Source organism: Dietzia sp. PP-33 (genome assembly GCF_033790845.1).
Taxonomy (GTDB): Bacteria; Actinomycetota; Actinomycetes; order Mycobacteriales; family Mycobacteriaceae; genus Dietzia.
On the sequence record NZ_JAMYEI010000007.1, the window covers coordinates 233,826 to 245,866 of the forward strand.

At 65.0% G+C, this 12,041-nt stretch carries 11 protein-coding genes and 1 riboswitch; of the genes, 3 read left to right on the plus strand and 8 right to left on the minus strand.

The annotated features are described in order from the left end of the window. Together NJE57_RS13695 and NJE57_RS13700 are read right to left on the minus strand one after the other, a co-directional pair. Entirely contained in the window at nt 1-636 is a 636-nt protein-coding gene (locus tag NJE57_RS13695; RefSeq protein WP_319029016.1) for an NAD(P)-dependent oxidoreductase, read from the minus strand. Next, nucleotides 633-1,550 carry an EamA family transporter gene (locus tag NJE57_RS13700; RefSeq protein WP_319029071.1) on the minus strand — a complete coding sequence of 306 codons (918 nt, stop codon included), beginning with the start codon at nt 1,548-1,550 and terminating at the stop codon, nt 633-635. Before NJE57_RS13700 ends, NJE57_RS13695 begins: the two co-directional genes overlap by 4 nt. Nucleotides 1,551-1,650: 100 nt before the next feature. On the opposite strand from NJE57_RS13700, the gene NJE57_RS13705 reads away from it, so the two are divergent. The 3 genes from NJE57_RS13705 (at nt 1,651) to NJE57_RS13715 (ending at nt 4,234) form a co-directional block, all read left to right on the plus strand. Then, the gene (locus tag NJE57_RS13705) at nt 1,651-2,148 is read left to right on the plus strand and encodes a MarR family transcriptional regulator (protein WP_319029018.1); all 498 of its coding nucleotides are present in this window, start codon (nt 1,651-1,653) and stop codon (nt 2,146-2,148) included. Nucleotides 2,149-2,359: 211 nt separating this feature from the next. Then, complete coding sequence (locus NJE57_RS13710) at nt 2,360-2,767, plus strand: RidA family protein (protein ID WP_319029019.1); 408 nt, start codon at nt 2,360-2,362, stop codon at nt 2,765-2,767. A 600-nt stretch (nt 2,768-3,367) separates the two neighbouring features. After that, on the plus strand, nt 3,368-4,234 hold the full coding sequence (locus NJE57_RS13715) for an AraC family transcriptional regulator (RefSeq protein WP_319029021.1): 867 nt from the start codon (nt 3,368-3,370) through the stop codon (nt 4,232-4,234). Nucleotides 4,235-4,650: 416 nt separating this feature from the next. Here the strand turns inward: NJE57_RS13715 and NJE57_RS13720 are convergent, their stop codons facing one another. The 6 genes from NJE57_RS13720 to cbiE all read right to left on the minus strand — a co-directional run bounded on the left by NJE57_RS13720 (nt 4,651) and on the right by cbiE (nt 11,779). Further along, complete coding sequence (locus NJE57_RS13720; RefSeq protein ID WP_319029023.1) at nt 4,651-5,694, minus strand: ABC transporter substrate-binding protein; 1,044 nt, start codon at nt 5,692-5,694, stop codon at nt 4,651-4,653. A gap of 145 nt (nt 5,695-5,839) precedes the next feature. Beyond that, nucleotides 5,840-7,147, minus strand: coding sequence for a DUF1254 domain-containing protein (locus NJE57_RS13725; RefSeq protein WP_319029025.1), 1,308 nt, complete (start codon nt 7,145-7,147; stop codon nt 5,840-5,842). Next, nucleotides 7,144-8,526, minus strand: a complete 1,383-nt coding sequence (locus tag NJE57_RS13730) for a DUF1254 domain-containing protein (RefSeq protein WP_319029026.1) — start codon at nt 8,524-8,526, stop codon at nt 7,144-7,146. The genes NJE57_RS13725 and NJE57_RS13730 overlap by 4 nt, the downstream gene beginning before the upstream one ends. A gap of 164 nt (nt 8,527-8,690) precedes the next feature. After that, complete coding sequence (locus tag NJE57_RS13735) at nt 8,691-9,389, minus strand: alpha/beta hydrolase (RefSeq protein ID WP_319029027.1); 699 nt, start codon at nt 9,387-9,389, stop codon at nt 8,691-8,693. Between the two features lie 342 nt (nt 9,390-9,731). Continuing rightward, complete coding sequence (locus tag NJE57_RS13740) at nt 9,732-10,502, minus strand: cobalt-precorrin-4/precorrin-4 C(11)-methyltransferase (RefSeq protein ID WP_319029029.1); 771 nt, start codon at nt 10,500-10,502, stop codon at nt 9,732-9,734. Continuing rightward, on the minus strand, nt 10,499-11,779 hold the full coding sequence (gene cbiE, locus NJE57_RS13745) for a precorrin-6y C5,15-methyltransferase (decarboxylating) subunit CbiE (RefSeq protein WP_319029031.1): 1,281 nt from the start codon (nt 11,777-11,779) through the stop codon (nt 10,499-10,501). The genes NJE57_RS13740 and cbiE overlap by 4 nt, the downstream gene beginning before the upstream one ends. Nucleotides 11,780-11,853: 74 nt before the next feature. Continuing rightward, nucleotides 11,854-12,037, plus strand: a riboswitch (cobalamin riboswitch). The last annotated feature ends 4 nt before the right edge of the window (nt 12,038-12,041 follow it).

The window sequence follows — 12,041 nt, forward strand, 5'->3', positions numbered from 1 at the left end:
CTAGTACGCGACGGTGAAGTGGCGTATTGCCGGTGCAGGCTGTTCGATCTCATCGAGGGCGGCGATCGCCAGGTCTTCGGCTGAGATGTGCGACCGGCCGTCGGTGTCGACAAGAAGCCGGTGTGTTCCCCGGCGGTAGTGTCCCGTGCGGTCGCCGGGTTCGAAGTGGGCAGGCGGGCTCAGGTAGGTCCACTCCGCGTGATGGTTGAGGCAAGCGTGGAGCTGATCGACGCTGGCCTGCGCGATGGTCCGCCACCGTGGGGGGACGAAGCGCGGGTCGTCGATGACGAGGTGGTCGGCGTCCGGGCTCATCAGAGGGCCGGCACCGCCGATCACGATGACGCGACGGCCGAATTTCAGAGTCGCGTCCAGCACTGTAGTCGTCGGCGAGCTGACTTCGTCCTCGGTGCCGGGAAACGGTCTGGTGGCGAGCACGATCACGTCGTGTTGTGCCGCGATGCAGCTCATGGCTGCTGGATCGGCGGCATCGGCGGTGGAGAATGAGACCCCGTCGGGAGCTCGGTTGTGGATGCGTTCTGATCGCGAGAATCCGGATACGGAATGGCCGCGCCTCGCCGCCTCTGCCACGATGCGGGAGCCCGCCATCCCTGGCGCTCCTATGACTGCAATCTTCATGATGCCCTCCTGGCCAGTGCGTCGGTCAGCGCCGGCTGCTGCGCGGCGATGGGCGGGGTCGTCGACGGCCTCCTGCTGGGGGTGATCTGGCCGGCAGCGATCGCGGCCACGGCCAGCACGAACCCGAGAATCTGGACTGCGCCCAGAGACTGGCCTAGAACTAGCGCCCCGAGTGCGGCTGCGGCCATGGGCGAGAGGGGTCCGAGGGCGGCCACCGCGGCAACCGGGAGCCGGGCGACGCCGCCGAACCACAGTGTGTAAGAGATCAGTCCACCGACGAGCCCCAACCACAGGTAACCGGCCATAGCCGTGATGTCGACGGCCGTGGGCACGCCCTCGAGAAGGAGCGTGATCGGCAGGAGGAAGAGTCCACCGGCTGTCAGTTGCCACCCGGCCAGGCCCATTGCCGATACCCCGGTGGGTCGACCCCACTTCTTTGTGAGGGTGACCCCGAATCCCATCGACACCGCGCTCAGTAACCCGGCCACCACGCCGATCGGGTCGAGGGTCGCAGTGGAGCGCAACACGACGAGGGCAACACCCACGACCCCCACCACACCCCAGGACAGGCGCCACGCGGAGAACGGTTCCCGGAGGACAAAGACGACCAGAACCGCCACGACCAGTGGCTGTGTAGCCAGGAGAGTCGCGGCAACACCACCGGGCAGGTGATACGCGGTGACGAACAGAAGCGGGAAGAAGGCGCCGATGTTCAGAACTCCGAGCACGATCGACTTCCACCACCAGGCACCCTTTGGCATCGCACGGGACAGAGCGATCGCGAGCACACCCGCCGGCAATGACCGCGCCAGCGCGGCGAACAGAGGGTGCCCTGGGGGCAGCATCTCGGTCGTCACGATGTACGTCGTCCCCCACACTGCTGGAGCGATCGCGGTGCACACGGTGATCCGCATTCGGCCCACGACAAACTCCTCAACGTTGAACCTTTGAACATTGAGAACTCTAGAGTGATATTCTGGCTCGCGTCAAACAGTTCAACGTTGAGGGGAATGTGTGGAGGACAGCGTCGACCGCATAGTCGCCCAATGGGCACAGGTGCACCCGCGGATGGACGTCAGTCCGATGGGAGTGCTCGGCAGACTCTCCCGCCTTACGCGGTTCTTCGAGCGCGACCTACAAAGAGTGTTCAGTGAGCACAACCTGCAACCCGGAGAGTTCGACATCCTGGCGACCCTACGAAGAGCAGATACCAACGGGACAGGTCTGACTGCGGGTCAGCTCACCGAGAGCGCCATGGTCACGTCAGGGGCGATCACCAACAGACTCGACCGCCTCCTCGCAAAGGACCTCATCACCCGTGAGACCGATCCACACAGTCGGCGGACCATCCGCATCTCCCTCACGCGGCAGGGTCGAGAAGTAATCGACGCGGCTCTGCGCGACCACATCGACAATGAAAAACGCTTGCTCTCCACCCTGACGACCAGCCAACGCGACCAGCTTGAAAGCTTGCTCCGCCTACTCCTCCACGACCGTGAGAGTCGTAGCTGACCCACACGGGCGACGAGGACGTTTCGTGGCGACCGAACGACCGATGACGCGTCCGACGACAAGGCCGCCAATCCCGGGGACCGGGTCGAGCAGCAACCGGGACGTCGACCTTCGGCGACCATTCAGTTCCGACGAACCGTCGGCGTGACGTTCGACGATCCCCTTCCGAGACGCATGCCCCCACAGCCCACTGCCAACCCGAAGGAAGTTCATGCCCAAGGCCATCACCCTCATCCGTTCCACTGAGTTGTCTGACGCCGCAGAGTACGCGTACGCCGCTACCGCGCCGGCAGACGCCAGGCTGATATTCCTGGCCGGCTCCTGCCCTCTCCTCAAAGACGGATCGACGTTCGGCATTGGGGACTTCGCGGCCCAAGCGGCACAGTGTGTTGAGAACATGCGGCAAGCGCTGGCGGAGGCGGGTGCGGAGCTAGAGGACGTGATCTGCACACGCGTGCTGGTCGCATCGTCCACCCAATCAGACCTGGTCACCGCCTGGGAAGTCGTCCGCGACGCCTTCGGAGACCACGACGTGCCGAGCACACTGATCGGCGTGGCAGCTCTCGGGTACGACCACCAACTTGTCGAGGTCGAGGCAACGGCAGCGGTGCTCGACTGAGCTCACCTGCGTCGCCCCGTGGCTGCCACACCGTTCGTGGCCGCCGGAGCCGCGCCCATCCTCGGGCTGGCCGGCGTGCTGGCCGTGAGCCGAACAACGTCTGGGCGCGCTTCTCCTGTCGCGGTCGGCCACCCGATTCGTTGACAGACGACCATTCCAGGGGTGCCCGCCACCGGTCCGGGTGAATCTCAATGCGGACGCCATCATCGTCTGGACAGAACCGGTGGGCCGACTCGGTGCCATGCGGACCCCCGCCGGTGGCTACGTGGACGACCCGATGCTGGTCGCCGTCAACCTGGCCGGCCCGTGGTCGCCGACGTTGAACGACGCGGCCGGAGTGAGCTCAACGCCAGCGAGATCGATACCGCCCTGGACAGGCTCGGTAGCGGCGCACTTCCGGGTCGGATCGTCCTCGCTGCCGGACTCCCCATGTGCTGAGACCGGCGGCGTACATGGCGCCTCGGCAAATTCGGTCAACGGTTGCATGGCAGTTCTTCGCGGGAGCGCCTCTGTGGAGATCGCCGATCCGATTGAATCGGACCGGAGTAGTCGGGCGCGCAGGTCGCTGACTGACGAGAGTTGATCGTGAAGGGAGCGACCATGATCGAGTTTCTGAACCGCCTCGTCGACGAAATTGAAAGACGCCTCGGCGACGACCTCGACGTCGATACGATCGCCCGCGGATTGGGAACGACCGGCTATCACGCCCGCCGGATGTTCTCGTCCCTCGCGGGAATGCCGGTGTCAGAGTACGTCCGGCGTCGACGCATGACCATCGCCGCGTCCGACCTGGTCGGCGACGAGGATCTGCTCACGATCGCCGTGCGGTACGGGTACGGCTCTGCCGAGGCCTTCGGTCGAGCATTCCGTGCCGTGCACGGCGTGAGCCATGGTGACGTCCGACGTGATGGCGGCCCCCTTCGCAGCCAACCGCAACTCAGGTTTCGCCTGACCGTCGAAGGGAGCCTCCCCATGGATGCCCGCATCCTCAATCACCACGCATTCCGCCTGATAGGCCACGCCACCCGGGTGCCGCTAAGCCACGAGGGCGTCAACGCGCACATCGAGCGGCATATCGCTTCTCTGCCCGCCTCCGAGCACGATCGCCTGAAGCAGCTCAGCGGCACCGAGCCGTCGGGGCTGCTACAGGTCAGCGCGGATGTCGACCCCGACTACGTGGAGGGCAGTGAGCTGACCTACCTACACGGCGTGGCGGCCGACGTCGACGCCGACGTTCCCGACGACCTCGACGTGATCGACATGGCCGCTGGGGAATGGGTGGTCTTCCGTACCTCCGGGCCGCATCCGGCGGCCCTGCAGGAGGCGTACGCAGCGTCCGCGACAGAGTGGTTCCCCTCCAATCCGTGGAGGTTGCGCCCCGGTCCGTCGATCGTCTCGGTTCTCGACCGCGCCCCGGACTTCAGTACGGCGACCTGCGAACTCTGGTTCCCGATCGAGCGCGCGTAGTCGAGGTACGGGTCGGGCTCCGGGGTCTAGTGGATCCCGACCCACCACCGGGTCGCATGTCACGCTCGCCGGTCGGACCCCGACCATCGAAACCAACTGCATCATCAGGCTCTTCAGCGAGCCGCAAGCCGGTAACAGACGGTCGGGTGCTCCAGGACCGCTTGAATCTCCGTGTCTGTAGTCCCGCGACAACCCGCAGACCGCGAACTTCGTCCAAAAACTCATTGCAGTTCTGGGCCCGGATAAGAACCCCACCCAACTCCGTTCTCGCCCGGCCGATAGTTGTCGGCGCTCAAGCGAAAATCTCCCGAGAATCATGAACATACGGCACTGCTCAGACATCGCCCCCGTGGCGGCAGGCGACCCGTCGGCCTCCAGGGTGGAGGCCGACGGGTCGGCTGCGATTGAGAGAGCGGTTACCTCATGAAGATGGCTTCCCACTCAGCCTGGTAGGCGGCGACGGACTCAGGATCCAGGCCCTCCTGGTCGGCGAGGCCGAATTCCTGAGCCGTGACGGTCGACCCCTCTACGGCGCTGGCGCCTGGAATATTCGGCAGGGCCGCCACGAAGTCTGCGGAGATCGCCGCTTGTCCTTCAGGTGAGATCAGGAAGTTGGACAATACTTGCCCGGCGTTCGGATTGGGTGCCGATCCGAGGATGTGCGTGTACCACGGGACCCCGAACGGATTCTCCGGTAGCGCGAAGTCGACCGGCGCCCCCTTCGCCTTCTCCGTCAATACCGTACTACCGGCCATCGGGGCCGCCCAGATCTCACCGGAGGCCAATGCCTGGGTAATTGCCACATTGCTGGCGTAGATCCGTGGATTGACCTCGGCGAGCTGCTCGACAAAGCCGTCTCCGTACGTCCCGTCGATCGTCGTGTACATGTCTACATAGGTCGCGATTCCGTTGGGATTCTGTATTCCGACCTTTCCGGCAAACTTCGGGTCGATCACGTCATCGGGAGTAGATAGGCCCTCGGGAACGGCGTCAGTATTCCAACCGAGGCCGAAGACGGTGGCGCTGGTGACAAAGAACTTGTCGTCGATGACGCTGTTGTCCGATTGAAAGTCGGGGTTGTCCAGGTTCGGGCCGAGGACCTCCGTCGAGAAATCGGGGTCTTCGAGGCTCCGGCTGATCCATCCTGCGTCGGTTGTCATATGCACATCGGCGACGCCAGTGCCGGTCTGACTTTCGACTTCGATCTTCGGAAGAATGTCGGCGTCGGTACCCCGGACGTACTCGAGCGTGATGTCCGGATACTCGGTCTCGAAGGCGTTCTTGAGCGCCTCAAGGTTTGTCGGCGAGTGTGTCGAATACAGCGTGACCGACCCCTCCTCGTTGGCCGCCGCCACGATCTCATCCCAGGATCCGGCGAGTTCCGACTCGGATCCCCCGCCCCCGCCGCAGCCCGCAAGGACCAGGGCGAGCGCAGCTCCGCCCGCCAGTGCCGTTCTCACTCTTGATGCTCTCATTGAGGCCCTCTCCGGTGACGACTCCACCTGGAACGATGAAGTGAATTTGCTTCAGTTTGATAATATGATGCGGATCACAGATGTGAGTGAGATTCAGAAAAAATTGAGATCGCACGCCCGGGACGCGTCGTCACAGCCGAACCAGCGCAGGCGGACTCCATGCCCCATGCAGGACTTTCGAGGTCGGCCCATAGAGTCGGAGCATCAATCTGAATCCACCCGCCGGTGCTGGGAGCCAGTTGCCCTCCCCCTGAGCCGGCTGGGCGTGGGAGATTGCCACTTCGAGGGATCCGTCGCTTCCGTACCGCAGGTGTTCACTGCGGTCACCTATGGCGTAGCGCGCGATGGGGTTCTCGACCAGCAGTCCTTCCGCGTGATACATGGTCAACGACCAGAAGAAGTCCACCGGCGGCAGCTGGCCAGGCGGAAAGTAGAGCCGGTACGGGTACTGGCCGTCGAGTGCGTTCCCTGCCGCATCCCGCTCCAATACCGGGTAGAGCGCTTCTTCGGCCGGATTGATGTAGATCTGCGCCATCGCCACTGACGCACGCAGAAGCCAGTCGGAGCCGAAGTCGACTCCGCGGTAGTTGATCATCCACCCATTCCGGATTTCACCCGCAGCAGTGATCCCCTCCCGGATCGACGCGAGACCCCGCGCAACGGCATCGTCCATCTCGCTGTCGGCGGCGCCTCCGCCTATCGCGGCGCCCGGACGCCACCCGACGTCCTGCAGGATTTGTGTGATCCCCGGGCCCAGGGCTTGGCCGGGGATATCCACCAAGATCCGCGACAGCGTGTCGAAGAACTGACGTCCGGGCCCGGCTCCGGCCTCGATCTCCGTGGACGCAGCGCCCCGCATCCCGCTATTGACCTCGTGCGGCTCTGAGATCCTCGCCAGTCCGATTTCCCCTTGGAGAGCGTGAACGCGGTCCACATCCTCTGCAGAGGCGGAATCGACCATGATCCGCCCAGCGACCATGAGATATCTCGAGTTGCACGTGAGCTCAATCCCCGAGTCCGTGGTGTCCACCCGCGATGTCGCAGTTGTCGGGCTCCAGCGAATCCTCACGGGCCCGAGACAGCCACCATGGGTTCGTTGCCCCACCGTGTGGCAACTCGTGTCGAAGTATCCGAACTGGAAGGCGTAGTAGCGGTCGCCGAAGTCCGGGGTGTCGAGCACCAGATCTCCTTCTGCGAGGTCAACCCAGGCCACGCTGTACAGCGTGTCGACATTCGGAGCCACACCGACCCGATAGCTCGGGTCCGACAAGAGCTTCTGATGCCCGAGACTCCCGAGCGGCGCCGCCGCCGATCGAGCAGCCTCCCGGTTCGTCTCCAGCGGCGCCTGCGTCATCTTTTCTCGCAGTTCGAAAGACCTGACAAGCGGATAGCCCCAGAGCACGAGCGCTTCGTACGATCCCGTCATGTCCAGACTCACGTCTCGACCCCCGCAACGTTGTGGACCAGTGTGATCGCACCTGGTCGCCACCCCCCTTCGGCTAGTCGTGACGACGGACCGTAATTTCGGATCACCACGAAGAACGGCTCTGCCGGTGCCGGCAGGACGTGTGGCGACTCCGCAAGCCTTCTCGACTCGAACATCGGGTCAATCGCAATACGCACTTCACCATCCGGGCCGGGATGGATTTCAGATTCGCTTCCTACCGAGTAGCGTCCCCACGCGTTGCCATAAACGCGACCACTGGCGGCGATATAAAGAGTGAGCGACCAGAAGTAACGCACCGGAGGCGCTTCACTGAGAACAAGCTCGTACGCACCGTTGCGCCCATCGAGTTGAGCGCCAGTAGCGTCGAAGTAGGCGTTGAATGACGCATTCTCCTCCACCACGTTGGCACCCAGTCCCACGTTGTTCATGACTGCACGGGCGACGAAGTTCATTCCATGGCAGCCCTTGTCCTCAACCTTGGTCCAGCCTGTACCCAGCGGCGTGCCGAGCTGGGATCTGCTCTCGCGAACTACATCCATCGCGTTGTCGAATCCCGTCTGAGCAGCATCCCGAAGATCAGGATCCAGCGGCGCGGAGCCAGCCCCGATGCCAAGTGCCCGATACCGGGCTGCCAGCCCCTCCTCCCTCGCCGGGACGCCCGAGATCTCGATCACCGCATCGAGAGCCCTGGCGAATTCAGCCCACTGGGCCTCGACGAGCTCACTATCGACCTGACGGACCTTGTCGGCGTCGCCAGACGCAGCGGAGGAATGCAGCGTGAACGACTTTCGAAGCCGATCTGCGTCTTCCACGCCGTTCGTTCCGACCACCTGCACCCGGAGCAACGCCCACACGATGGGGGTCGCCATGATCATGACCTCGGCATAACGGTCTGCCGGGAGCGCCTCTGCCTGCTGAGCTGTACAGAGTAGAACCAGCCCAGGACCACCTCCGAAGGTCCTACTGCCCACATTCGATGCATTCCCGAAAGTGTCAAAGAGATTTACTGTGTAGTACTTCTCCCCCACATCCGGAATGCGCAATTCCACCGGCCCGGACAACAACGAGATCCACCCATTTGAGTACAAGGTATCGACATTGGGCACACGAAATTCTGAAAATTCAGGCCCGGCCAGTCCCCGCCGGTGATCAAAGACGTTGATCCGCTCACCCTCTTCGACAGGGCGTCTCCACACAAAGTCGCTGAGCTGGGCGTACTGAAGCACCGCGGGAAGACCCCAGATGGTCGCATCAAACGCCAGATTCTCTATCAGCTTTTTTGCTTGAGATCGGCCGCGAGGTAGGAGGTCAGGAGATGATGAATCGCGGTGCTGAGGAAGCCCATCAAAGTCATATGTACGTGTACTCACGTCAACCTCCAAATGTCGATACGACTGAATCCCGGGGTTATCCCCCACCCCCGCTACAAGCGACAAGGCCCGTGAAAATCGGTTGCCTTGAAGGAGACTGACGCAAAACCTAGTCGAGTTTTCGCGTTCTATACGGATAGCGGTGTGGCGACCAGAGACGCGAGTCAGATAGTGGCCAACTCGTTAAGAAGTCGAGCCAGCGCTTCCGGCTGAGAGACCATCGGCATATGCCCGGAATCAAAGAAGACTGTCGAGCCTCCGACACGTTGCGCCGAGCGCTCCTGAAGTTCAGGGGTATAACACGCGTCTTGCGTGAGTCGAATGTAGGTGCGCGGCACGTCAGCCTTCAGACCAGCTAAGTCGACAGGTTCAGAAAGTAGTGCCGCGGCATCATCAACTACTCGGCTGACAGTCCAGTCGGTCAGTTCCGTGTCCATGTCATTGCACAGCATCGCCGGGATAGCGGCAGGGTCCTGGCTGTAGATGCCGCCGGCCAAGGAGCTCTCAACCGCTTCCCTGACAGTGGGATCGATTCCGTCAATCACTCGCGTGCCGTTCGGGGGAACAACCGCGGACAGGAACACGAGGTTCTTGAGTCTGCCAGCTAGTCCGCCAACCGCTCGAGGAACGGATACGCCGGCAAACGAATGGGCGACGACGGTGATCTCGTCGAGGTCGTTCTTGATCGCCTCCGCCACGATCGCTTCGGCACACGAATTCAAGGTCACCTGCCGAAGGTCCTCGCCGCTGCGGGAACCACGCCCCGGCAAGTCAACTGCTACGACATCTGATCCCAAGTGGGGAACCAACAGGTCCCAGCACGAAGCATCCATCCCAGCTCCGTGCACCAGCAGAAACGACATTGACCCTCCACGTGAACTGAACTCGCTTTAGGCACAAAGCCTATGGGGGCTCCAATGTGATGTCAACCACATTCGCTGAGTTCGCCCCGCCGTGCCGCAGCGTCGCGGGCCCTATGGATCTGCCCGGGGCCGCCCGCGGATCCTGGGGGCCGGCGGCGTAGGTGACCCGATCGTGAACGAGCACCGCACTCGCCCCCTTGACAGAGTCTCGCCAACGATCTGTTTGAGGTGGAACATGGAGCGAGCGAGACGGTCTGATTGCGTCTAATTCGCTGGTCTGCGGTCATCTTCTCTCGATCAGCAGTCCGAACCCGGTCCACGAATCCCCGAGAGTTCGTGTACCTACTCCGCCGCCCGTCCGCGCCGCTTCGCCTCCCGCTCCGGATCGGAGGCATACAACCACGACTCCGCCTCCCCCGGTCGGACCAACGCCCGGCCCACCAGGATCACCGCGGCCTGCCGCAGGCCGGCGGACTCGACCGCGTCGGCGATGTCGGCGAGAGTGCCGCGCAGCTCCACTCGGTGCGGGCGGCTCGCGTTGGCCAACACGGCCACCGGGCAATCGGCGCCGTGGGTGGGGATCAGACGTTCGGCGAGCTCGCGGATCCGGGTGATCGCCAGGTGCAGCACCAGCGTCGCGCCGGTGGCAGCGAAGTTCTCCAGGGATTCAGAAGACGGCATCGCGGTCGACCGCGCCTGGACCCGGGTGAGCACCACCGACTGCACCACCTCGGGCACGGTCAGCTCCACCCCCAGCTCCGCGGCGGCGGCCGCGTAGGCGGGAACGCCGGGCACCACGTCCCAGGGGACGCCCGCTGCGTCGAGGCGACGGGTCTGCTCGGCGAGCGCGGAGTACAGCGACGGGTCACCCGAGCACAACCGCACCACCTCCAGGCCGTCGGCATGCGCTGCCACGATCTCGCCGACGATCGCGTCCAGGTCCAGGTGCTGGGTGTCCACCAACCGCGCGCCCGGTCGGCAGTGGTCGAGCACGCCGTCGTCCAGATAGGTGCCCGCGTACAGGCAGACGTCGGCTGCAGCCAGTGCGGCGGCCGCACGCAGCGTGAGCAGGTCGGCGGCGCCGGGGCCGGCCCCGACGAAGTGAACGGTCACGAGGTCTCCCCTGTCTCCCAAGAATCAGCCGCCGCGGCGGAATCAGTCGCAGCGGCAGAATCCGCCATAACAGCGAAGGGCTTGACCGCGCACCACTGCACCACGGCCCGCGCCGGAGCCCAGCCGGTGAACGTGCCGATCGAGTCGGCGTGTTCCACGTGGAACCGCGCGAGCTCGCCGCCGAACTCCGCGCGGGCATCGATGAGCACCCGCTCTGTCTCGATCGTCACCGCGTGGGCGACCAGCCTGCCGCCGGGGCGCAGCGCCTCCCAGCACTGCCGCAGCAGCCCGGGAGCGGTGCCGCCTCCGCCCACGAACACCGCATCGGGCCGCGGCAGCCCCTCGAGAACCTGCGGCGCCCGGCCGCGGACGACCTCCAGCGACGGAACCCCCAGGCGTGCGGCGTTGCGCTCCACGCGCGCCGCCCTCTCGGGATCGGCCTCTACAGACACTGTGCGACAGGACTGGTGGGCGCGCATCCACTCGATGCCCACCGATCCGGCGCCGGCGCCCACGTCCCACAAGAGCTCCCCTGGAGTGGGGGCGAGCCGCGAGAGGGCCGAGGCGCGCAGGTCGCGGCGGGTGAGCTGGCCGTCGTTCTCGAAGGCGTCGTCGGGCAGCCCGGGAACGAGTCCGAGCGGAAGCGCAGCGGGACCGGCCACGCACTCGACGGCCAGCACGTGCAGCTGGGGCGCCTCCTCCCCGGCCGGCCACTCGTCGGCGCGGCAGCACACACGTGCCTCGGCAGGGCTCCCCAGGTCGGCGAGCACGGTCAGCGCGCTCGCGCCGAAACCCGCACCGGTCAGCATCGCGGCGACGTGCCCAGGAGTGTGCCGGTCGGCGCTCAACACCAACAGCCGCCGCCCCGGCGCCAGGTCACGGGGAAGCTCGCGGTGGTCGCGCAGCACCGCCACCGTCTCGGCCGGCCACCGCATCCGGGCGCGGGCCAAGGAGACCGACGACACCGCCGGCAGCACCTCCACAGAATCCGGGCCGAGCAGGTCGATCAACGTCGTGGCCACCCCGGACACCAGCGGGTCACCCGAGGCCAGGGCCACGATCGACCGCCCGTCGTAGCGCTCCACCAGATCAGGTAGCCCCGAGCGCATCGGCCGCGGCCACGGCTCTCGCTCGGCCGTCGCCTCGGCCGGAACCATCGCCAGGTGACGCTCCCCGCCGAGCAGGACGTCGGCGCCCAGGACGGCGCGGCGGCGGGCCTCGTCGAGGCCGGCCCAGCCGTCACCGCCGATCCCCACCACGACCACCTGTGCGTTCATGACGCGGAACCCTACCGCCCGGCCCGGCCGCCCGGACCGCGTGGACGCTGGGTAGCCTCGGCCAGGAGAAACAACTACACCCAACAGCACGAGGTGCCCCACGACCGCTCCGGCGGCCGCGGGGAGAATCAGGGAAGCCGGTGAAATTCCGGCACAGGGCCCGCTACGGTAACCCGGCCTTTCGGGCGATCGCGTCCAGCGCGAACGCCCGAGATGAGCCGGGAAGTCCGGAGACCGGCCTCGCGCTGACCAGCCTGGCAGA

Excerpts from the sequence above, each read along its gene's own strand:
- NJE57_RS13710 (WP_319029019.1), top strand. The coding sequence starts at position 2,360 with ATGCCCAAGGCCATCACCCTCATCCGTTCCACTGAGTTGTCTGACGCC.
- NJE57_RS13735 (WP_319029027.1), bottom strand. The coding sequence starts at position 9,389 with ATGTCGTTTCTGCTGGTGCACGGAGCTGGGATGGATGCTTCGTGCTGG.
- NJE57_RS13715 (WP_319029021.1), top strand. The coding sequence starts at position 3,368 with ATGATCGAGTTTCTGAACCGCCTCGTCGACGAAATTGAAAGACGCCTC.
- cbiE (WP_319029031.1), bottom strand. The coding sequence starts at position 11,779 with ATGAACGCACAGGTGGTCGTGGTGGGGATCGGCGGTGACGGCTGGGCC.
- NJE57_RS13695 (WP_319029016.1), bottom strand. The coding sequence starts at position 636 with ATGAAGATTGCAGTCATAGGAGCGCCAGGGATGGCGGGCTCCCGCATC.
- NJE57_RS13700 (WP_319029071.1), bottom strand. The coding sequence starts at position 1,550 with ATGCGGATCACCGTGTGCACCGCGATCGCTCCAGCAGTGTGGGGGACG.